Genomic DNA, 21,735 nt, shown 5'->3' with positions numbered 1-21,735 from the left:
GCCCTGCGCTGATGCAGGGCACTACTAAGAGAGCCTGAGTCATGAACCCGATTTATCAGCACTATCTTGTCCTTAAAGGTGAACAACCGAAGAAATATGCCCGCGACCTGGCCGCGCTGATCGGCATCAGCGAAGCGGAATTGTGTGAAGCGCGCATCGGCGTTGATGCCGTGGCGCTGAAACGCGATTTTCCGGCGTTGCTGAAGGCACTGGGCGCAGTCGGCGAAACCAAAAACATTACCCGTAACGCTTATGCGGTACATGAACATCTGGGTGAATACCACAATGTACAGATTGGCGCGCATGGTGGCCTGGTGCTTAATCCCCGTGCGCTCGATCTGCGCCTGTTCGTCGGTCAGTGGTGCAGCGCCTTTGCTCTGCAGGAGCCGACCGGGCAGGGCGTTCGTCACAGCATTCAGATTTTTGATCGTCATGGCGATGCGGTACTGAAAGTTTACGCCACGGAGCAGACCAGCATGGCAGCGTGGCAGACGCTGATCGCCGACTTTACCGACGCCGCGGCGACGCCGCTCGTGGTTGAGCCGGTTGCCGCTGCTCCCCTGACGGAGGCGATTGATGCCACCGCCATCGACCGTGAATGGCGCGCCATGACCGATGTTCATCAGTTTTTCGCGTTGCTGAAGCGCCACCAGGTGTCACGGCCGCAGGCGTTTCGCGCGGTGGGTGAGGATCTCGCCTGGCAGACCGGCAACGACGCGCTTGAGCGCCTGCTACAGATGGCACAGCAGGCGGGCAATGAAATTATGATTTTTGTCGGCAACCGTGGCTGTACTCAGATTTTCACCGGCAGGGTAGAGAAGCTGCAGCCAGTGGAAAACTGGCTCAACATCTTCAATCCGCAGTTCACGCTGCATCTGATGGCTGATCAGATCAGCGAAAGCTGGGTAACACGAAAGCCAACGGGCGATGGCTTTGTTACCAGCCTGGAACTGTTCGCCGCCGACGGCACGCAGATAGCCCAGCTCTACGGTCAGCGCACGGAAGGTACGCCAGAGCAGTCACGCTGGCGCGAGCAGATTGGCGCACTCCGCACGCCGGGAGCGGCGGCATGAAAAGAGCGATGCTGTTATGGCTGCTGATCACGCTGCCATCACTGGCGGCGGAGCGGGTGGTGTCGATTGGTGGTGACGTCACTCAGATTATCTATGCGCTGGATGCCCAGTCACAGCTGGTGGCGCGCGATAGCACCAGTCTGCGTCCGGCGCAGGCCGCCCGACTGCCGGACGTGGGTTATATGCGCCAGCTCAACGCCGAAGGCATTCTGGCACTGAAACCGACGCTGGTGATCGCCAGCGCGCAGGCGCAACCGTCGCTGGTGCTGCAACAGATTGCCCGCGCGGGCGTCAGGGTGGTCACGGTCAGCGGCGACAGCAGCCTGCAGGCGATTCCGCAGAAAATTATCACTGTGGGCCAGGCGCTGCAGCGTGAAAGCGAAGCTCAGGCACTGGCGCAGCAAATGACGCAGCAGATTCGCCAGTTGCCGCAGCAACTGCTGCCGGTAAAAGTGCTCTACATCATGGCGAACAGCGGCATGAAGTCGATGGCGGCGGGAAATCAGACTGCGGCCGATGGCGCCATTCGCAGCGCCGGGCTGGAGAATGCTATGGGCTCGGTGCCGCACTATCAGGCACTGTCGCAGGAAGGGGTGATCGCCGCCGCGCCGGATCTGGTGGTAATAGGCGAGGATGGCCTGAAAACCCTGGGCGGCGAAGCGCAGCTGTGGCAGTTACCGGGTCTGGCGCTGACGCCTGCCGGACAGCAGCATCGTCTGCTGGTGATCGACACCATGGCACTGCTGGGGTTTGGTCTTGATACGCCGCGGGCAATCGTGAAATTGCGTCAGGCGGCGGAATCGCTGAACCATGATTAAGGATAATGCGCTGCGTGGCCTGGTGCTGATGCTGATCTTCCTGCTGGTGGCGATGGTGCTGGCGGCAAATCTGGGGGCGATGTCGCTTTCAGTGCGGGCGCTGTGGCAGGCACCGCTCAGCGATCTTATCTGGCAGATCTGGCTGGATATCCGTCTGCCGCGCGTGCTGCTGGCGGTGGTGATGGGCATGGCGCTGGCAGTCTCTGGCGCAGTGATGCAGGGTGTTTTTCGTAACCCACTGGCCGATCCCGGTCTGCTGGGGATCAGCAGCGGGGCGGGACTGGCGGTGGCGCTGGCAATCATTATTCCGCTGGCGTTGCCGGCACCGCTGGCATTGTGGCTACCGATGATCGCCGCGTTTATCGGCAGTCTGCTGGTTACACTGCTGATCTTCAGTTTCAGTCGGCTGGCGCGCGGCAATCTTTCGCGGCTGTTGCTGGTCGGCATTGCGATTAATGCGTTGTGCGGGGCGGCGGTAGGCGTGCTGTCATGGCTGAGCAACGACCAGCAGCTGCGCCAGCTGTCGCTGTGGGGCATGGGAAGCCTCAGCCAGGCACAGTGGCCCGCACTGCTGATCTGCCTGCTGCTGATTCTGCCAGCCTTGCTGCTGTTACAGACCCGTGCCCGCCACCTTAACCTGCTGCAGGCGGGTGAAGAGGATGCGCACTACATGGGAGTTGATGTGAAGCGTACTCAGCATCAGTTGCTGATCCTCAGTGCGTTGCTGGTCGGTACGGCGGTCTCGGTCAGCGGCGTGATCGGCTTCGTCGGACTGGTGGTGCCACACGTGATGCGTTTTTGCCTTGGCGGCGATCACCGCTGGCTGCTGCCCGGCTCAGCGCTGGCGGGGGCGATTCTGCTGCTGCTGGCCGATACGCTGGCGCGCACTCTGGTGGTTCCGGCCGAGATGCCGGTGGGGCTGCTGACCAGCCTGATTGGTGGTCCGTGGTTTCTCTGGCTGATTCTGCGTCAACAGCGAGGGCTGGAGTGATGGACATTTTACAGGCCAGGGGATTGTGTCTCGCGCACGGCGGCAAAACCGTTATCGATAATCTCGATGTTACGCTGTCAGGTGGCGAGCTGGTGGCGCTGATTGGCCCCAACGGCGCGGGTAAATCGACGCTACTGCGGATGCTGACGGGATTTCTGTCGCCCGATCGGGGTGAGTGCTGGCTGGGCGATCGACGGCTGACGGCATGGCCGCGTGAGCAGCTGGCACGACGCCGGGCAGTGATGCGCCAGCAGAACAACCTGACCTTTGCACAGTCTGCGCAGTCGGTCGTGGCGATGGGCCGTGCGCCCTGGCCGGAGGCGCAGACGTCGCAGATTGTGGCTGAGGTCATGCGGCTGACCGGTTGTGAAGGGCTGGCGCAGCGCGATTACCGCCAGCTCTCTGGCGGTGAACAACAACGGGTGCAGCTGGCGCGGGTGCTGGCACAGCTCTGGCATGAGGGAAGACCACGCGGCTGGCTGTTTCTGGATGAGCCGACTTCGGCGCTGGATCTCTTCTGGCAACAGCAAACCCTGCGTTTATTACGCCAGCTGACGCGCGCCGGAGATCTCACCGTCTGTACCGTGTTACATGACCTTAATCAGGCTTCATTATGGGCCGATCGCATACTGCTGCTGCACGCAGGCCGACTGGTGGCACAAGGCTCGCCGCAGACGGTGATGACGGAAGCGACGCTGACGCGCTGGTACCAGGCCGATCTGCAGGTAGTGGCGCATACCGGGAGTGGACAGCCGCATATCCAGCTGCGTATTTAGACCGTTTCGCTTTAAAAACATCGCCTTGCGCGGTTTTATTCGCTGATTTTGCGCTATACCTGGAGTTCCGGACAGATTCAAGGAGACCATAATGGCAAAATCATTAGATCAGACCGCTGAGCAACTGGGTAATATTTTACTCTCTTCCGGACTTCATCTGGCGACCGCCGAATCCTGTACCGCCGGGCTGATCAGCATGACGCTGGCCGCGGTGGAAAACAGCGGAGATTTTTATACCAGCGGCTTTGTGACCTACAGCGAAAATGCCAAAATCCGTCTGCTGGGGGTGCGCCCTGACACGCTGAAACAGCACACGGCGGTGAGCGAACAGACGGCGCGGGAGATGGTGCAGGGCGCCTGCGCCCGCTCCGGCGAACCGGTGGGATTATCCATTACCGGCTATGCCGGACCGGATGGCGGCGAAGATGGTACACCGGCGGGCACCATCTGGTTTGGCTGGGTATTGCCCGACGGCAGAGACGAAGCGGAGTGCCATCAGTTCAGCGGCGATCCGAAATCGGTGATGGAGCAGGGGACACAGTTCGCGCTGGAAGGACTCATAAAACGGCTGCAGCGAGCCGATCGTTAAAGGCGCGAAACGCGCCTTTAAACAGGATTAGCGACAGTCGACAATCAGACGACCCTGCACTTTGCCATCCAGCAATGCCTGCGCACCCTCTCTGGCTTCACTTAGCGGGATCACCCGGCTCAGCTTACTGAGCCGTTCGCTATCCATCAGCTCACCGAGTCGTTGCCACGCCTGCTGACGAAGCGGCTTCGGACACATCACGCTATCGACACCGGCCAGCGTAACGCCACGCAAAATAAAGGGTGCGACGCTGGCTGGCAGGTCGAGTCCCTGCGCCATACCACAGGCGGCAACCGCGCCGTCCCGCTGGGTGGCGGCCAGCACATTCGCCAGGGTGTGACTGCCGACGCTGTCTATCGCGGCGGCCCAGCGCTCTTTTGCCAGTGGCTTGCCGGGTTGGGAGAGTTCTTCACGGTCAATGACCGATGCCGCGCCCAGCGTATCAATCAGATAGGCATGGTCGCTGGTGCGCCCGCTGGAAGCGATCACCTGATAACCCAGACGCGCCAGCAGGCTGACGCTATAGCTGCCGACGCCGCCACTGGCACCGGTTACCAGTACCGGCCCCTGTTCAGGTGTGATGCCCTGTTTTTCCAGCGCCATCACGCAGAGCATTGCGGTCAGTCCCGCTGTACCGATTGCCATGGTTTGCAGCGGACTCAGCGTGGCGGGCGGGCGCACCAGCCAGTCGCCACTGACGCTGGCTTTCTGTGCCAGGCCGCCCCACTGTTTTTCGCCCACGCCCCAGCCCGTCAGCAGCGCCACATCATCCTCTTTCCAGTCAGGATGGCGGCTGGCCGTCACCCGGCCAACAAAATCGATACCTGGCACCATCGGGAAGTGGCGCACAATCGGGCCTTTGTTACAGATAGCCAGGGCATCTTTGTAGTTCAGGGATGAGTAGCTGACGTCGAGCGTGACATCGTGGTCAGGCAGTTGAGATTCGGGGAGATCTTTCAGCAGGGAACGGTAACCTTGTTCGTCATTTTCAATGACCAGTGCCTTGAACATGCAGCCTCCGGCAGAGTGGGAAAGAGAAGATCAGTTTACGCCTGGCAGATGCAATGCGGTAGGGCAATGGCCCCGTCTCCCGGCAATGAAGACGACACGAGCGAAAAAACAGGCTGAAAGCGGCAGTGAGTTAAGTGCATAAATCTGCATATAATTCAGATAATTAGTCGTATTGTGAATTTTTTATGATAAATAGACTATAAAAATCATGTTGTTACATGCGAAGAGGGTGACTGAATAATTACCTGGTTCGGGTTGTCCATGCCTGAAAAAGATGACATTATGACCGCCACTTTTTGACCCTGCTTCTTTGCCACAGAGGACGTCGCCATGTCCGGTTCACCGCGCATCCGCCCGGATTACCGTTCGCTTTTTCCGGCGCTCACCGGGTTATCCTCTTTTCCGATATCTCCGTTATTCACCATGCGGTGAGGCCAGCCAGGCAGCGGCTATGGATCTGCTCTCCACGGGCTGCGTAACGCCTTCTGACTGTTAAGTATTCGCCGGGGCACTGTCCCCATAATTGTGCCTCTGGCACTTCCTCCCTGACGTTAGGGATTCTGTTATGACTCCACTGAAAATTGCTGCCAGCGCCGCTGTGGCGCCCAGTCTGACCCTGAACACTGCGCGAGACGTGGTGACGCTGGATAACACCGACTTCACCGATGTGGCGGCGGTTGTCGTCTCGCTGGCGGATACCCGTAGCGGCGTGCTGGCGCTGCTGCGTCATACCGGCTTTAATTTGCCGGTATTTGTCGCTAACGCGTTTGAAGAAGAGGTGATGCACCTGCCCGGCGTCAGCGGTGAGCTGAATGGCGATCCGCAGGAGTGGATCGCGCTGGAAGCGGCTGCGCAGGCGTATGAAGCGGCGCTGCTGCCCCCTTTCTTCGAAACGCTGACCCGCTATGTCGATATGCAGAACAGCACCTTTGCCTGTCCCGGACATCAGGGCGGTGCGTTCTTTAAAAAGCATCCGGCGGGCAAACAGTTTTATGACTTCTACGGCGAGAATGTTTTCCGCTCTGATATGTGCAATGCCGATGTCAAACTGGGCGATCTGCTGATCCACGAAGGCTCGGCTAAAGATGCGCAGAAGTATGCGGCAAAGGTGTTTAACGCCGATAAAACCTACTTTGTGCTCAACGGCACCTCAAGTGCCAACAAAGTGGTGACCAATGCGCTGCTGACGCGTGGCGATCTGGTGCTGTTCGACCGCAACAATCACAAGTCGAACCATCATGGCGCGCTGATTCAGGCGGGCGCGACCCCGGTTTATCTTGAAGCGACGCGCAATCCTTTCGGCTTTATTGGCGGCATTGACGCGCACTGTTTTGATGAGGCTTATCTGCGCGAGCAGATCGCGGCCGTGGCTCCGCAGCGCGCGGCTGAAGAGCGGCCTTTCCGTCTGGCGATCATCCAGCTGGGCACCTACGACGGCACGGTCTACAACGCGCGCCAGGTAGTGGATCGCATCGGCCATCTGTGTGATTACATCCTGTTTGATTCCGCGTGGCTCGGCTATGAGCAGTTCATTCCACTGATGGAAGGCTGTTCGCCGCTGACCCTGCAACTGAATGAGAACGATCCCGGCATTTTTGTCACGCAGTCAGTGCATAAGCAGCTGGCAGGTTTTTCGCAGACTTCGCAGATCCATAAAAAAGATAATCATATTCGCGGACAGCGCCGCTTCTGCCCGCATAAGCGACTGAATAACGCTTTTATGCTGCACGCATCCACCAGTCCGTTTTATCCGCTGTTTGCCGCGCTGGATATCAACGCCAGAATGCATCAGGGGGAAGCGGGGCGTCGTATGTGGGATGAGTGCGTCACGCTGGGTATTGAGGCGCGTAAAGCGATCCTGGATCGCTGTGAGATGATCCTGCCGTTTGTGCCGGAGACGGTAGATGGTCAGCGCTGGCAGGATGCGCCCACTGAGACGATCGCCCGCGATCTGCGCTACTTCAGCTTTGAACCGCAGGCGAAGTGGCACGGTTTCGCGGGTTATGCGCGCGATCAGTATCGGGTGGATCCCTGCAAGCTGCTGCTGACCACGCCGGGGATTGATGCGGCCAGCGGTGAGTATAGTGATTTCGGGATTCCGGCGACCATTCTGGCGAACTATCTGCGCGAAAACGGCATTGTGCCGGAGAAGTGCGATCTCAACTCAATCCTGTTCCTGCTGACCCCGGCAGAGAGTCCGGAGAAGATGGTGAATCTGGTGGCGATGCTGGCGCAGTTCGAGCAGCACGTCAAAGAGGATGCGCCGCTGGCCGAAGTGCTGCCGACCATTTATCGCAAAAATGCCGAACGCTATGCCGGATATACCCTGCGTCGCCTCTGTCAGGAGATGCACGACCTTTACGTCAGTCACAACGTCAAGGATCTGCAGCGCCTGATGTTCCGCGCCGCGGAGTTCCCGCCGGTCAGGGTGAATCCGCAGGATGCGCATCAGGCTTATATTCGCGGCGAAGTGGAGCTGGTGCCGATAGCCGAAGCGCAAGGCCGGGTTGCCGCAGAAGGTGCACTGCCTTATCCACCGGGTGTGCTGTGCGTAGTACCAGGGGAAGTCTGGGGCGGCGCGGTGCAGCGTTACTTCCTGGCGCTGGAAGAGGGGCTTAATCTGCTGCCTGGCTTCTCACCAGAGCTGCAGGGCGTTTACACCGAAGAGGATGACCAGGGACGGAAGTATCTGGTGGCCAATATGATAGTGGGGCGCTGATCTGAGCGTGGGCAGAGGCGGGTAGCGGCCCGCCTGCCTTTTTGTTCGCTGCGCGAACGGGGCTGAGAAGGTTTCGCCTGGCAGGCCCTGGGTTCGCTGCGCGAACGGGCTATGAGAGATTTTCGTTCGCCTGGTAAGCCGGGCAGTTTCAGATTCGCCTCTGCAGGCGACCGACAAGGGGGCGCCAGTCGCCGCGCCCCCTTGACCCCGGGCTCCGGCCTGCTTCACCGCCGCTTCGCGGTCCCTTCGCTACTTCAGGATTTCTCACGGACCGGCGGGACGCGCCATCCATGGCGCGAACCCGCCTCTTCGCGACATCCCTGTCGCTCGTCCTGAAATCCCTCATCCGCTCAGCGGTTCTGACGGCCTCCTTACCCCCCTCGCTGTTATCTCTGCTTTTTTATGGCAGGTTCGCTGTCGCTGTAAGTTTCCGGGATGGTCTTCGCTATCAGACCATCAGACAGCACGGCAACAGCGAAATGAAAAGATAATTACAGGCGGGGGTTTGGGAGAGGCGTCCGAAGCGCTGAGGAACAACCGGAGGCCAGGATGAGCCGACAGGACGTCGGCGAAAGGACGGCACGAGCCAGGGATGGCGAGTCCGGACGGGCCGTCGGCTGCAGGGCGTGACGAAGGTACCCCGCACAGCGGGGCGCGCAGGCAGCCGGACGCCGGGATTATTAAGGGGCGGGCGTCCGCCCCTTAATACGTCCGCCTGCTCGGGCGATCTGAAACTCCTGACCGCCTGGCGGGCGGAACCCGCTCAGTGCATACCCGCGGCTAAGCGAACGAAACCTTCTCATAGCCTGTTCGCGCAGCGAACAATCCCAGCTTCAGGCGCTGCACCCAAGCCCGTTCGCGCAGCGAACACTCCCCCCGGCTTTAGCGCTGAGCCAATCAGAATCCCCGATAACTCTTCTGCGCGGTACTCACCTTATAAAGATAACGACGCGATTCCGCCGACGGATGCTGGTTCGCCAGGGTCGAATAAACTTTGCTCGGTGACATGCCGTTAATCATCGAAAACGCCCGATCTTTATCGCTGGAGAAGACGCGCAGCACGCTGCCTGCGCCGCCGTTATAGGCGGTGATCACCGCATAACGACGTGACACCGGATCCTGAATGCCGCCCAGATAGCTACGCTGCAACAGCGACAGATAAGCGGTACCCGCATCAATATTGTTCTCCGGATCCAGCAGATAGCTGCGGCTCGGCTTGCCCCATTTACCCTTCATGCGGAACACGTCAACACCGGCAGTATGCTGCACCACCTGCATCAGACCCAGCGCATCAGAATGGCTCACGGCGTAGGGGTTAAAGCTCGACTCGGTCTGCATAATCGCCAGAATCAACGAGGCATCGACACCATACTGATCGGCGGCTTTACGCACCATCGGCAGGTATTTGTGCGCACGCTTATCCAGGTGGTTCGGCACCATCGGAATCGAAATGGTGTAAATCACATGCAGACCCGAGGTGCGGCGCTGCAATTTATTCTGAATCAGATAGTCAGCAAAGGCTTCCGCGCGACCCTGCCAGCGAATCGGCTGACCGGTATTATCCAGCACCTGCCCATACAGCAGCGGCTCTTTACTGATTTCAATATCGTTGGCGTCAGAGTAGAGATCGACATTACCCGGATCTTCGCCAATCAACAGGGTGGTCACGATTGCCTGACGCAGGCTGGCCATAGGATCGGTGCCAGAAATCGTCTCGATGGTCAGCTTACCGCTTTCAAAGTTAATGTGGCTGCGGGTGTAATAGTTGTCGCTATATTTGACGTAATCTTTGGGTCCGGCGATCAGGACCTCATTGATACCCCAGATATTCTCAATATTATGAGCAAACTGCCCCATAAGAATATCAAAGGCGTTGGTATCTTTTACCCACTCCTCGTGGGACTGCTGTTTCTTTGACCCGGAACAGGAAACCAAAAGTGGTGCTATCACCAGCAGGGCGATTAATTTTTTATTCATTGGGAGTGCAAGCCTGACCTGGATAACCGGCCTCAGCGATGAGGCCCGGAATGTTTACGCTTCTGGCGGTGTATAGCCTTCGATATGAACGTCTTTACCTTCGAACAGGAAATTGATCATCTCCTTCTCCAGCACTTTACGATCTTCGGGATTCATCATGTTGAGCTTCTTCTCGTTGATCAACATGGTCTGTTTCGCCATCCACTTCTGCCAGGCTTCTTTAGAAATGTCGTTGTAAATGCGCTTACCCAGATCGCCCGGGTAGAGCTGAAAATCCTGTCCTTCCGCGTCGCGCTGTAAAAAAGTACAAAAAATAGTGCGGCTCATTATTCTTCCTCATTAATCTCACAACTGTTCAAAGCCAGTTGTCGGGGATGGCGCAGCTCGTGTAACAGGCGCTCAACGGGTGCGGCTAATCCCACAGATGGTGGCAGCGCTAAGTTATACCAGAGACCGCCTGCTTCATCCATCGCCGCCCCGACAGAAGGCCACGTCAGCCACATTGGCACGATATCGAGATGGAAATGGCTGAAGGTGTGACGGAACGCAGTAAGCTGCTGCGGTTTTGCATGGATGCCGCGGGCCGCCAGCCAGTCGGTCATCGCCGCTTCCGTTGTGAACTGCGGGAAGCAGAACAGGCCGCCCCACAAGCCCACAGGCGGGCGCTGCTCCAGCCAGACATCATCACCATCCTGCATCATCAGGAACCAGCCGCTGCGCTCTGGCAGCACCTGCTTAGGCTTCTTACCGGGATAGCTTGCCCAGCTGCTGCTGGCATACGCCTCACAACCGCTGTTCAGCGGGCAGATTTCGCACTTTGGCTTTGATCGGGTACAGACGATAGCACCCAGATCCATCATCGCCTGATTAAACTGGCTGACGCCCTCGGCGGGTGTGACCTCTTCGCTGATCTGCCAGAGCCGCTTTTCGACCTCTTTCTTACCCGGCCAGCCGCTGACGGCATAGCAACGGGCCAGCACGCGCTTGACGTTGCCATCCAGAATCGGGAAATGCTGCCCCAGTGACAGCGACAGGATCGCGCCCGCCGTGGAGCGGCCTACGCCGGGCAGGGCAGAGACATCATCGAAATTACGCGGGAACTCGCCCTGATGAACCTCGACAATCTGCTTTGCGGCTTTATGCAGATTACGCGCACGGGCGTAGTAGCCGAGGCCGGTCCAGAGATGTAAGACCTCATCCAGCGGAGCCGCAGCCAGATCGATGACCGTGGGGAAGCGCGCCATAAAGCGTTCAAAATAGGGAATAACCGTGGCAACCTGGGTTTGCTGTAGCATCACTTCGGAGAGCCACACCTTGTAAGGCGTTTTCTCCAGCTGCCACGGCAGGGTTTTGCGACCAAAGCGCTGATACCAGTCCAGCACCTGTTGCGCGAACTGCGGCGCTTGCATCATAAGAAGGAAATTTTCCGTGTTTACTCTACACTCAGGCAGGAATTCCAGCACATGCGCACCTGGGTGTAAACCGGAAGATTGCAAAGGCTTGCTTCTGCTTATGAACTTTGCATAATGCCCGTTTCCCGGAACAGGCTAACCAGCAGGCTTTTACATGATTAATGACGTCATCACCCCAGAATTTGATGAGAACGGGCGGCCATTACGCCGGATCCGCAGCTTTGTGCGCCGCCAGGGCCGCTTAACCAAAGGCCAGCAGCAGGCGCTGGACACCCTGTGGCCGGTCATGGGGGTGGAATATCAGCCGGAGCCTGTCGATCTGCCCGCGCTGTTTGGCCGCGAAGCCCCGGTGACGCTGGAAATTGGCTTTGGCATGGGCGCTTCGCTGGTAACGATGGCGCAGAACACGCCGCATCAGAACTTCCTGGGTATTGAAGTGCATGCGCCGGGCGTGGGTGCCTGTCTGGCCGCCGCCAAAGAAGCCGATGTGCAGAACCTTCGGGTGATGTGCCATGACGCGGTGGAAGTGCTGGAGAAGATGATTCCGGATAACTCGCTGCGCATGGTTCAGCTCTTCTTCCCCGATCCGTGGCATAAAGCGCGTCACAATAAACGCCGTATCGTCCAGGTGCCTTTTGCCGAGCTGGTGATGCGTAAACTGAAGCTGGGCGGCGTTTTCCACATGGCGACCGACTGGGAAGCCTACGCGGAGCATATGCTGGAAGTGATGAACAGCATCGATGGTTACCGCAACCAGTCAGAACAACAGAATTATGTGCCGCGTCCTGAGACGCGTCCACTGACCAAGTTTGAGCAGCGCGGGCAGCGTTTAGGCCACGGCGTATGGGATTTAATGTTTGAGAGGGTGAAATAATGGCCACACAACGCAGCCGCCGTTTACGTAAAAAACTGCACATCGATGAGTTCCAGGAACTGGGCTTCTCGGTTGCCTGGCGCTTCCCGGAAGGCACCAGCGAAAGCGAAATTGATGAGACGCTGAACCAGTTCATCAATGAAGCGATCGACCCTAACGGCCTGGCCTTCGATGGCAGCGGTTACCTGGTGTGGGAAGGTCTGGTTTGCCTGCAGAAAACCGGCAAATGCACCGATGAGCATCGTGCTTTGGTCCGCAAATGGCTGGAAGATCGCAAGCTGCAGGACGTTCAGATGACTGAACTCTTTGACGTCTGGTGGGACTAAGTCGTCACACAGTGTCGGGCTGAGGCCCGATCAAAGGGTTTCAGACCCGATCTTAGGGAGTAGATATGATGCGTAAAGCGCTTCTTGCTGTGCTACTGGTGGCAGCAACCCAGGCTCAGGCAGCCTATGAATGCAGCGTTAAGCCGCAGGACGATGTGGTGATTAAGCCGCAGAGCGTGCAGGTGGTCGGTGCCAACGGCAATATGGAAATCTCGCCGCAGGGCGACGTGCAGTTCAATGGACAGAAGGTCACGCTCGATACGGCCGGACGCCAGAAAGCGATCGACTATCAGAACGCGCTGCGTCGCGATCTGCCGTGGATCGACAGCGGGGCGACATCACGTCTGGAGAAAGGGCGTGCGGCACTGGATCAGGTCATCGTTGAAAAACTGGGCACCGACAGCAACGTGCGTAATCGCCTGACCACGCTGAATGGTCAGCTGAAACAGCAGATGAACCGCATCATTGAACACCGTGAAGATGGGCTGACGTTCCACCATCAGGCGATTGATCAGGTTCGCGCCGAAGGTGAAAGGCTGGTGCAGTCGACGCTGGGCGGCGTGATGCAGGATAGCCTGAACGAGATGGGCAGTAAGCAGGGCAGCGGCGGCAGTAATCCGCTGCAGGCGATTATGGGTAATCTGGGCGGTTTGCAGCAGTCGATTCAGGCTGAGTGGAGCAAGCAGGAGCAGGATTTCCAGAACTTCGGTCACGAGGTGTGTAATCGCGTTATTTCGCTGGAAGATCAGCGTAAACAGCTTACCGGCGCACTGAAAAAATAGGTCAACGCCTCAGCCTGTCGGGCTGAGGCGCTTTTGTTACTCTTCCGCTAAGAACAGCTCCAGCAGCGAATTCAGGAACAGCTTCCCTTTCTCCGTAATCTGCCACTGCTCCGCGGTTTCAGTCACGTAACCAGCGGCAATCGCGGCATCCATCTGCGGACGGATCACCTGCTCTGATAAACCGGTATAGCGGCTGAACTCGTCACGCGGCGCGGCTTCCAGCAGGCGAAAGCGGTTCATGAAATATTCAAACGGCTTGTCGCTATCGGCAACGTCATACTGCTTTTCGCGGTAGTTCCCCTGCATAAATCCACGCGGATGACGGGTTTTCACCGTGCGGACTATGCGGCCATCCGGTTGCGTCAGCTTACCGTGTGCGCCACACCCAATCCCCAGATAGTCGCCAAAGCGCCAGTAGTTGAGGTTGTGCTCACAGCGATAACCCGGCTTCGCGTAGGCAGAGGTCTCATACTGCTGATAACCGGCAGCCTGCAACAGCTGATCGCCCTGTTCGAAAATATCCCATAGCGCATCATCATCCGGCAGCACCGGCGGGCGTGAGCCAAACAGGGTGTTGGGTTCAATCGTGAGCTGATACCAGGAGAGATGCGGTGGATTAAGCGCAATCGCCTGACGTAAATCATCGAGCGCCTCTTCCAGCGACTGATCGGGCAGGCCATGCATCAGGTCAAGGTTAAAACTGCGCAGCGAGAGCGACTCGGCCAGTTCAGCGGCGCGGACCGCCTCTTCCGGGCCGTGAATGCGGCCAAGGCGCTGCAGCTTTTGCGGACTGAAACTCTGTACGCCAATCGAAATACGGTTGATACCGGCGCGCTGATAGGCGCTGAACCGGTCCGCTTCCACGGTGCCCGGATTGGCTTCCATGGTCACTTCCGCATCGGGCGAGAGCGTCAGACGCTCCCGCACACCATCCATCAGCATCTGCATCGCGCTGCTGCTCAGCAGGCTGGGCGTGCCGCCACCGATGAAGATCGTGCGCACTTCCCGGCCATTGATCAGCGGTAAATCGATCTCCAGATCGCGCAGCAGGTGCTGCACGTATTCAACGTGCGGCACCTCATCTTTCAGCGCGTGGGAATTAAAATCACAGTAGGGACATTTCTGTACGCACCACGGAATGTGGATATAGAGACTTAACGGCGGCAGATTAGGCATTACGCATCGCTTCCAGCAACAGCGTCAATGCTTTACCCCGGTGAGAAACTGCACCTTTTTCCGCTTTACTCAGTTCGGCCGCGGTTTTACCCAGTGCCGGGACAAAGAAAATCGGGTCGTAACCAAAACCACCGGCACCAGCGGCGGCGCGGGTGATCTCACCCTGCCAGCTGCCATGGAACACCAGCGGGGTCGGATCTTCCGCATGACGCAGATAGACCAGCACGCAGTGAAATTGTGCCTGGCGCTGACCGTCCGATACGTTTTCCAGCGCCTGCAGCAGCTTCTCCAGGTTCTGTTGATCGCTGGCCTCTTCACCGGCGTAGCGCGCCGAGTAGATGCCGGGCGCGCCGCCCAGCGCATCTACGGCCAGGCCGGAATCATCGGCAATGGCCGGTAATCCGGTGATCTGTGCCGCGTGACGCGCCTTGAGAATCGCGTTCTCAATAAAGGTCAGGCCGGTCTCTTCCGCCGATTCAACCCCAAGGTCGGTCTGTGCGACGATATCCAGACCAAAGGCGGAGAGTAACTCCGCCAGCTCACGCACTTTGCCGGGATTGCCGGTTGCGAGGACAACTTTTTGCATAACAGTTCCAGTTTGATTCATTTACAGCAGATACCAGAGACCCGGTAACAGGTCCATGCCGAGAAAGTTCAGGGCATACAGCACCAGGATGACGATCATCGCTGAGAAGTCGATACCGCCCATCGCAGGCAGAATACGGCGAACAGGTGCCATCATCGGCTCGGTTAACTGCACCAGCAGATAGTCGACAGGACCCCGGCCCTGGCTGATCCAGCTCATCAGGGAGCGAATAATAATCACCCAGAAGACCAGATAGCCGGCGGATTTAACCAGCGACAGCAGGCCGACCAGCAGATTGGTTGGGTCGACCGAGAAGACGCCCACCTGAATCAGCAATAAAATCGGGTATTTCAGCGTAGTCAGCACAAATGCCAGCAGCAGCGAGGCGGTATCAATCGGTCCCAGTGCCGGCAGTATACGGCGCAGCGGCTTAACAATCGGCTGTGTCACTTTTACGACAAACTGCGCCACTGGATTGTAAAAATCGCAGCGGGACCACTGCATCCAGATGCGTAACAGCAGCACCATGACGTAGAGATCGATCAGCGTTTTTACTAAAAACGTCAGTGTTAACATGAAGTTCCTCTGTTATTGTTGTGAGTTGTGCGCATAATCTCGTGCGCCAAAAATGGCGGTGCCGATACGCACCATCGTACTGCCTGCGGCGATTGCCGCCTCCATGTCATCGCTCATTCCCAGCGAAAGCGTGTCTGCATGCGGATAGTGCTGTTGCAGCTGCCGGAAGGCTTCCGCCATCTGCTGACACACCGCCAGCTGCCGCGCGTAATCACTCTCTGCTGCCGGAATCGCCATTAATCCGCGCAGCCGCAGTTGCGGCAGGGCAGCGATCTGCTCCGCCAGCCCGGAAACGGCCTCCAGCATGATGCCAGATTTGCTGTTCTCGTCACTGATATTTACCTGAATTAACACATTCAGCGGTGGCAGCGAAGCAGGCCGCTGATCGTTGAGCCGCTGCGCGATGCGCTGGCGGTCAATGGTGTGACACCAGGCGAAATGTTCCGCCACCAGACGGCTTTTATTGGACTGCAGCGGGCCGATGAAGTGCCACTCCAGCTCAGGATGTGCGGCCAGTGCCTGGACCTTTTCAACCCCTTCCTGAACGTAATTTTCACCAAAGGCAATCTGGCCAGCGGCAAAGGCTTCTTCGACCGCGCTCGCAGGTTTGGTTTTACTGACTGCAAGCAGGGTAATTTCTTCTGGTGCGCGGCCGCAACTCGCGGCAGCAGCAGCGATTCGCTGCCGCACTTGCTGTAGGTTCTGCTGGATTGAGGTCATAGTCAGGAGAAATTATGAATCTGGATGAAATGGTGGGGCTTAGTGTAAAGCATAATGCCGCCGATCTGCACCTTTGCAGCGGACATTTGCCCTACTGGCGGCGGCAGGGAAGGCTGGAGGCGATTCCGCAGCAGTACCCGCTTTCTGGTGCATGGATGGCGCAGTTTATGGCCCGCTGGCTAAGTGACCCGCAGCGTCAGGAGCTGGAGCGCGCAGGGCAGCTCGATTTCGCCCTGAGCCTGGCCGATGGTCAGCGTCTGCGCGCGAATCTCTTTATGCAGCGCAACGGCCTGTCACTGGCACTGCGCATCATCGCCACGGCATGCCCGACGCTTGCGAGCCTGCAACTGCCCGCCATTGTCCCGACGCTGCTGGAGCAGCAGGATGGGCTGATTCTGGTGACGGGTGCGACCGGCAGCGGTAAATCAACCACGCTGGCGGCGCTGGTCGATGCGCTGAACCGCCAGCAGGCGCGGCATATCATCACGCTGGAAGATCCGATTGAATTTATCCATCACAGCCAGCAGTCGCTGATACAGCAGCGTGAAATCGGCCTGCACTGCGGTTCGTTCTCGCTGGGAGTAAAGGCAGCACTGCGTGAAGATCCCGACGTCATCCTGCTGGGCGAACTGCGCGACAGCGACACTATTCGTCAGGCGCTGACTGCTGCGGAGACCGGCCATCTGGTGCTGGCGACGCTGCACACCCGTGGCGCAGCGCAGGCGGTGGATCGGCTGGTTGATGTCTTTCCGGCAGAGGAGAAACAGCTGGTGCGTACTCAGCTGGCGGGCAGCCTGAAAGCGGTAATTGCACAGCGGCTGGTGCCATCAGTTGCCGGTTCGCGCATCGGACTGTTTGAGGTACTGATCGCCACACCGGGCATCACCAATCTGATCAGAGAAGGCAAGATGCACCAGATCCCTGCGCTGTTACAAACCGGCGCACAGGCCGGTATGCAGACGTTTGAGCAGAGCAGGCTGGCGCGTCAGGCTGCCGGACTGATTGAGTGAGGATGTCAGTAATGGTTTTCGAACCAGTCCTGCAAAATGATGGCAGCAGACTGTGAGTCGACCGATCCTTTATTGAGCGCACGATAGCCGCCGCGTTCAAACAGGCCAGCACGCGCTTCTACCGTGCTGAGTCGTTCATCCTGCAGCTCCACGCGGATGCCAAAGCGCCCGTGCAGGCGGTTGGCAAATTTACGTGCGCGATCGGTCAGCGGCTGCTCGGTGCCATCCATATTCAGCGGTAATCCCACCACCACGAAATCGGGCTGCCACTCTTTCAGCAGTTTTTCAATTACCAGCCAGTCCGGGATGCCATCCTGCGCTTTCAGGGCGGTCAGCGGACGGGCGCTGCCAGTGAGTTGCTGACCTACGGCGACACCAATACTTTTGGTGCCGAAGTCGAATCCTAACAGAGTTTGAGTTGACATCAGGCGTGTCCGGCGTCGCTGGCCATGTTGTGAATATCGACGCCAATACTGCGCGCCGCTTCGCGCCAGCGCTCTGAAATCGGCGTCTGGAACAGGATGTTGCTGTTAGCGGGCGTGGTCAGCCAGGCGTTTTCCATCAGCTCATTCTCCAGCTGATCTTTTTCCCAGGCGCAGTAACCCAGCGCTACCAGCACGTTAGTGGGCTGAGACGCCGTACCGATCGACTCCAGCACGTCACGGGACGTGGTGATGATCGTGTTATCGGAAACACGAATACTGGAGGTAAAGGTGCGTTGTGCGGAGTGCAGGATAAAGCCACGATCTTCCGCCAGCGGGCCGCCGGTAAACACCGGTTTATCCAGCTTGATCGCCGGATCGCGATCGTCAGCAGAGATTTTGAGCTTCTTCAGAATGCCTTCAACCGTCAGGTTTTCCATGGGTTTATTGATGATCAGTCCCATTGCACCCTCTTCGTTATGCTCGCAGAGATAAACCACGGAACGTTTGAAGAAAGGATCCTGCAATGAAGGCATGGCAATCAAAAAGTGATGTTGTAAATTCATTCTCACACGATGTACCAAAAAAATAACCGGCACGCGACGGCCGCACCGGTATTGGGTTGATCACGGAGCTTCGCCCCGGCGTCATGCTCAGCCCAGGCGCTTCTCAATGGCATCCATCAACATGCCGGTGATGGAGATCGGGAACGCAGCCTCAATTTCACGAATGCAGGTTGGGCTGGTCACGTTAACTTCAGTCAGTTTATCACCGATGATGTCCAGACCGACAAAAATCAGCCCTTTTGCTTTCAGCGTCGGACCAACACGGCGCGCGATTTCCCAGTCGCTTTCGCTCAGCGGACGCGCTTCACCGCGACCACCGGCGGCGAGGTTGCCACGCGTTTCACCGCCCTGCGGAATACGCGCCAGGCAGTAAGGCACCGGCTCGCCATCGACGACCAGCACGCGTTTGTCGCCTTCGGTGATCGCCGCTATGTAGTTCTGCGCCATGCAGAAACGGCTCTCATGCTCGGTCAGCGTTTCGGTAATCACGCCAAAGTTAGGATCATCTTTCTTCACGCGGAAAATCGACGCACCACCCATGCCATCCAGCGGCTTCATGATGATGTCGCCATGCTCCTGCCAGAAAGCGCGCAGTTGCGCTTTGCTGCGGGTCACCAGAGTGTCAGGCGTAAACTCGGCAAACCAGGCGGTGTAGAGCTTTTCGTTACAGTCACGCAGGCTCTGCGGTTTGTTCACGATCAGCGTACCCAGCTCTTCAGCGCGCTCCAGAATGTAGGTCGCATAGATGAACTCGGTATCGAATGGCGGATCTTTGCGCATCAGCACCACATTCAGGTCAGCCAGCGGGATCACCTGCTCGCTGCCGAACTGATACCAGTTCTCAGGGTTCTGCTCGACGGTCAGCAGGCGGGTGCGGGCCGAGGCCACGCCACCGCGCAGTGAGAGATCGTGCATCTCCATGTAGTGAATTTCATAACCACGGCGCTGTGCTTCCAGCAGCATAGCGAAGCTGGAGTCTTTTTTAATATTGATGGACGAAATAGGGTCCATCACGATGCCAAGTTTAATCATTATTATCTCCTCGGTGAGGCGGCATTTACCGCCTCGTCTGGTTCGGTCTGCAGTGGGCCGATCGGTCAGGACATCATGCCTGCTCTCTTTCCGCTGAAAGTATCGCTTAACCCAGGTCGCCAAACCTCACCTGAAGTGCCGTAATGGCCGTCAGCGCGGTAGTTTCGGTACGCAATACCCGTGGGCCAAGCAGAATGTCAGTAAAATCGTGCTGCGCCGTCATCGCAATCTCGTCCGCAGACAAACCGCCTTCAGGGCCAATCAGCAACCTTACCCGCTCAACAGGCTGTGGCAGCGTGTTGATGCTGTGGCTGGCGCGCGGATGCAGATTAAGCTTCAGACCGCTATCCGCTTCTGCACACCAGGCTTCCAGCGTCATCGCTTCACGAATCTCCGGCACGCGATTACGGCCGCACTGCTCGCAGGCGGCAATAGCAATTTTCTGCCACTGCTGGATCTTCTTCGCCAGACGCTCAGCATCAAGCTTTACGCCACAGCGCTCGGAAAACAAGGGTGTAATGACATTCACGCCCAGTTCGATCGATTTCTGGATAGTGAATTCCATTTTTTCACCGCGCGACATCACCTGACCTAAATGCAGATGTAATGGTGACTCGCGATCGTCCGGCTGGCTCTCTGTGACCGATACTTTTACACGCTTTTTATCTACATGCGTGATCTCTGCTGCAAAAGTCAGATTAGTGCCATCAAAGAGTTCCAGACGCTGACCTGCCGTCATCCGGAGCACCCGGCCCACATGATTGGATGCATCTTCATCCAGGGTAATTTCACTGCCGATGCTTAATGGCCCGGCGTGATAGATGCGAGGTATACGCATAAGGTTCCTGAGACCGGACGCCGCGCTGCAGCGGCGTCATTGGAAAAAGAGCTAGTGTAGGGCAGGGATTTTAGCGCTGGCAAGCCTGCTGCACATAAGGATTGTGATTGCCCTGAACCTTTGCAATGCGCTGGTCGCGTTCGCACTCCCAAATAGTCACGGGATAGAGCTTGTTCCAGGCGGTAAACAGCTGCGTCTGCTGGCGCGAAATACGCAGATGATACTGGTCGCGCATATAAAAATAGGTGCGGGCAATGGCACCACGCGCCCGCGCAGGTGGCTCCGCCTGTTTGAGTTTAAAGTCGATCTTCATCTCACACTGGCCGTACTGCTGCTCGCTGCCGTTCCATTGACTGTAGGCGAAGTTGCCACGGTCGCCATTCACTTCACCCACCGCAGGCTGCAGGTTGTGCAGATCGGTTTCGATGCGGCGGTAGTCGGGATCTTTGCTGCAGTTTTTACGACCGCCATCCTGCCAGCACTGACGCTGATGGCCAAACTCCCAGGCGGGCATCACATGTTCCCACTCAATGCGTGCGGCGCGATTGGCGTTTTTGCGCACCTGATAGCCACAGCTGTTGAGATCGGGAATCCCCTTTTTTCCCTGCCACTGAATCTTACAGCCACAGTAAAAAGAACCCGGTGCATCGGCGTTGATCGCCGCCGCAAAGGTTTTGGCCTGCTGAAAGTTATTTTGATGATAGTTATTCAGGTTAAGGGCGTCAGCGGCGGGCGCAAACAGCAGCGCAACCGCCAGACTTAGTATGCGAGACATATTCCAGATTTCTACTCAGTACGAAAAAGGGCGGCAGGGTAACAGAATGTGGAATAGGGCGGAATGGGGATTCTTCTCAGGACGCGACAAATTCACCCGCGGTCAGCAGGCTGCCACAGTGCACGCAGCGATATTCACTCTCTTTGCGCAGTATACGATTGTGGCGGCGCACGGTCAGCTGATGCTGCTGGCACTGACAGCGGTAAGCAAAGGTGTTGCTGCGCACGGATGCGATCTCAAACTGGTGAGTACGCCGTGCCGGAACGCCCAGCACCTGCTCCATCATCCACTTCCACTCTTTGCCGTGCGGCGCAACGCGACCAAATTGCTTCCAGACCAGCAGATGCGCCAGCTCATGCGGCACTACTTCATCGATAAATGCCTGCTGGTTTTCCAGCAGCAGCACAGGATTGATGCGAATTTCCCAGGACGCCAGCCAGGCGGTGCCCGCCGCCGTACCACGCTGCTGGTAGAGCAGCTTCGGTTCCGGATAACGGGTTTTCAGCGCCTGATTCGCACGTTCAAGCGACTGGCGCAGCGAGCGCATTACGGCCTGCTGCAGGGCAATGGGGAGACGAGGCGTTTTCATGGCGCTCAGAATAATCGCCGCCGCGCAGGAACTCAACGTCGCCAGCGACAAGTGTGGTTCTGGCTGGGGGAAAATTTCTGGTTTAAATATTGTTATG

Annotated in this window: 24 protein-coding genes; 10 read left to right on the top strand and 14 right to left on the bottom strand. The window is 57.8% G+C overall.

Annotated features, from left to right (window positions below):
* The first annotated feature begins 41 nt into the window (after positions 1–41).
* The 5 genes from LC417_RS14680 (at position 42) to LC417_RS14660 (ending at position 4,247) form a co-directional block, all read left to right on the top strand.
* A complete protein-coding gene (locus LC417_RS14680) occupies positions 42–1,073 on the top strand; it encodes a hemin-degrading factor (protein WP_010248907.1) in 1,032 nt (343 codons plus the stop codon).
* Positions 1,070–1,891, top strand: a complete 822-nt coding sequence (locus tag LC417_RS14675; RefSeq protein ID WP_223566075.1) for a hemin ABC transporter substrate-binding protein — start codon at positions 1,070–1,072, stop codon at positions 1,889–1,891. Before LC417_RS14680 ends, LC417_RS14675 begins: the two co-directional genes overlap by 4 nt.
* The gene (locus LC417_RS14670) at positions 1,884–2,882 is read left to right on the top strand and encodes an iron ABC transporter permease (protein ID WP_010671078.1); all 999 of its coding nucleotides are present in this window, start codon (positions 1,884–1,886) and stop codon (positions 2,880–2,882) included. The genes LC417_RS14675 and LC417_RS14670 overlap by 8 nt, the downstream gene beginning before the upstream one ends.
* A complete protein-coding gene (locus tag LC417_RS14665) occupies positions 2,882–3,658 on the top strand; it encodes a heme ABC transporter ATP-binding protein (protein WP_223566074.1) in 777 nt (258 codons plus the stop codon). The genes LC417_RS14670 and LC417_RS14665 overlap by 1 nt, the downstream gene beginning before the upstream one ends.
* Positions 3,659–3,749: 91 nt before the next feature.
* Complete coding sequence (locus tag LC417_RS14660) at positions 3,750–4,247, top strand: CinA family protein (RefSeq protein ID WP_010671076.1); 498 nt, start codon at positions 3,750–3,752, stop codon at positions 4,245–4,247.
* A 27-nt stretch (positions 4,248–4,274) separates the two neighbouring features.
* On the opposite strand, the gene LC417_RS14655 is transcribed toward LC417_RS14660, so the two are convergent.
* Positions 4,275–5,258, bottom strand: coding sequence for an MDR family oxidoreductase (locus LC417_RS14655; protein ID WP_050679660.1), 984 nt, complete (start codon positions 5,256–5,258; stop codon positions 4,275–4,277).
* Positions 5,259–5,823: 565 nt separating this feature from the next.
* On the opposite strand from LC417_RS14655, the gene LC417_RS14650 reads away from it, so the two are divergent.
* On the top strand, positions 5,824–7,977 hold the full coding sequence (locus LC417_RS14650) for an ornithine decarboxylase (protein ID WP_187485077.1): 2,154 nt from the start codon (positions 5,824–5,826) through the stop codon (positions 7,975–7,977).
* A gap of 897 nt (positions 7,978–8,874) precedes the next feature.
* Here the strand turns inward: LC417_RS14650 and mltC are convergent.
* From mltC to mutY, 3 genes are read right to left on the bottom strand one after another with little or no spacing between them, the layout of a single operon-like run.
* Positions 8,875–9,954 carry a membrane-bound lytic murein transglycosylase MltC gene (gene mltC / locus LC417_RS14645; protein WP_010248892.1) on the bottom strand — a complete coding sequence of 360 codons (1,080 nt, stop codon included), beginning with the start codon at positions 9,952–9,954 and terminating at the stop codon, positions 8,875–8,877.
* 54 nt (positions 9,955–10,008) lie between these two features.
* The gene (locus LC417_RS14640) at positions 10,009–10,281 is read right to left on the bottom strand and encodes an oxidative damage protection protein (protein ID WP_003853409.1); all 273 of its coding nucleotides are present in this window, start codon (positions 10,279–10,281) and stop codon (positions 10,009–10,011) included.
* Complete coding sequence (gene mutY / locus LC417_RS14635) at positions 10,281–11,366, bottom strand: A/G-specific adenine glycosylase (RefSeq protein ID WP_045139639.1); 1,086 nt, start codon at positions 11,364–11,366, stop codon at positions 10,281–10,283. Before mutY ends, LC417_RS14640 begins: the two co-directional genes overlap by 1 nt.
* A gap of 154 nt (positions 11,367–11,520) precedes the next feature.
* Here mutY and trmB point away from each other — a divergent pair, with 154 nt between their 5' ends.
* From trmB to LC417_RS14620, 3 genes are all read left to right on the top strand, one after another.
* The gene (gene trmB, locus LC417_RS14630) at positions 11,521–12,240 is read left to right on the top strand and encodes a tRNA (guanosine(46)-N7)-methyltransferase TrmB (RefSeq protein WP_010248887.1); all 720 of its coding nucleotides are present in this window, start codon (positions 11,521–11,523) and stop codon (positions 12,238–12,240) included.
* On the top strand, positions 12,240–12,566 hold the full coding sequence (locus LC417_RS14625) for a YggL family protein (protein ID WP_003853403.1): 327 nt from the start codon (positions 12,240–12,242) through the stop codon (positions 12,564–12,566). Before trmB ends, LC417_RS14625 begins: the two co-directional genes overlap by 1 nt.
* Positions 12,567–12,631: 65 nt before the next feature.
* Positions 12,632–13,348, top strand: a complete 717-nt coding sequence (locus LC417_RS14620) for a DUF2884 domain-containing protein (protein WP_010248885.1) — start codon at positions 12,632–12,634, stop codon at positions 13,346–13,348.
* 36 nt (positions 13,349–13,384) lie between these two features.
* Here LC417_RS14620 and hemW read toward each other — a convergent pair whose 3' ends face one another.
* From hemW to LC417_RS14600, 4 genes are read right to left on the bottom strand one after another with little or no spacing between them, the layout of a single operon-like run.
* The gene (gene hemW / locus LC417_RS14615; RefSeq protein ID WP_010248883.1) at positions 13,385–14,524 is read right to left on the bottom strand and encodes a radical SAM family heme chaperone HemW; all 1,140 of its coding nucleotides are present in this window, start codon (positions 14,522–14,524) and stop codon (positions 13,385–13,387) included.
* Positions 14,517–15,110, bottom strand: coding sequence for an XTP/dITP diphosphatase (locus LC417_RS14610; RefSeq protein ID WP_223566073.1), 594 nt, complete (start codon positions 15,108–15,110; stop codon positions 14,517–14,519). The genes hemW and LC417_RS14610 overlap by 8 nt, the downstream gene beginning before the upstream one ends.
* Before the next feature lie 21 nt (positions 15,111–15,131).
* Entirely contained in the window at positions 15,132–15,686 is a 555-nt protein-coding gene (locus LC417_RS14605) for a YggT family protein (RefSeq protein ID WP_223566072.1), read from the bottom strand.
* Positions 15,687–15,698: 12 nt separating this feature from the next.
* Positions 15,699–16,406 carry a YggS family pyridoxal phosphate-dependent enzyme gene (locus LC417_RS14600; RefSeq protein WP_010671071.1) on the bottom strand — a complete coding sequence of 236 codons (708 nt, stop codon included), beginning with the start codon at positions 16,404–16,406 and terminating at the stop codon, positions 15,699–15,701.
* Positions 16,407–16,420: 14 nt separating this feature from the next.
* Between LC417_RS14600 and LC417_RS14595 the strand changes: the two genes are divergently transcribed.
* A complete protein-coding gene (locus LC417_RS14595; protein WP_223566071.1) occupies positions 16,421–17,416 on the top strand; it encodes a type IV pilus twitching motility protein PilT in 996 nt (331 codons plus the stop codon).
* 5 nt (positions 17,417–17,421) lie between these two features.
* Here the strand turns inward: LC417_RS14595 and ruvX are convergent, their stop codons facing one another.
* From ruvX to LC417_RS14565, 6 genes are all read right to left on the bottom strand, one after another.
* On the bottom strand, positions 17,422–17,841 hold the full coding sequence (ruvX, locus tag LC417_RS14590) for a Holliday junction resolvase RuvX (RefSeq protein ID WP_003853387.1): 420 nt from the start codon (positions 17,839–17,841) through the stop codon (positions 17,422–17,424).
* Entirely contained in the window at positions 17,841–18,404 is a 564-nt protein-coding gene (locus LC417_RS14585) for a YqgE/AlgH family protein (protein WP_010248870.1), read from the bottom strand. The genes ruvX and LC417_RS14585 overlap by 1 nt, the downstream gene beginning before the upstream one ends.
* An 87-nt stretch (positions 18,405–18,491) precedes the next feature.
* On the bottom strand, positions 18,492–19,436 hold the full coding sequence (gshB, locus tag LC417_RS14580) for a glutathione synthase (protein ID WP_010248868.1): 945 nt from the start codon (positions 19,434–19,436) through the stop codon (positions 18,492–18,494).
* Positions 19,437–19,542: 106 nt separating this feature from the next.
* A complete protein-coding gene (gene rsmE, locus LC417_RS14575; RefSeq protein ID WP_010248866.1) occupies positions 19,543–20,274 on the bottom strand; it encodes a 16S rRNA (uracil(1498)-N(3))-methyltransferase in 732 nt (243 codons plus the stop codon).
* Between the two features lie 70 nt (positions 20,275–20,344).
* A complete protein-coding gene (gene endA, locus LC417_RS14570) occupies positions 20,345–21,049 on the bottom strand; it encodes a deoxyribonuclease I (protein WP_031594098.1) in 705 nt (234 codons plus the stop codon).
* A gap of 76 nt (positions 21,050–21,125) precedes the next feature.
* The gene (locus LC417_RS14565) at positions 21,126–21,638 is read right to left on the bottom strand and encodes a SprT family zinc-dependent metalloprotease (RefSeq protein ID WP_069026548.1); all 513 of its coding nucleotides are present in this window, start codon (positions 21,636–21,638) and stop codon (positions 21,126–21,128) included.
* Positions 21,639–21,735: the final 97 nt, after the last annotated feature.

This window comes from Pantoea sp. OVA07A (genome assembly GCF_019969975.1).
Lineage (GTDB): Bacteria > Pseudomonadota > Gammaproteobacteria > Enterobacterales > Enterobacteriaceae > Pantoea > Pantoea agglomerans.
This window is presented reverse-complemented; position numbering and strand designations above follow the sequence as displayed.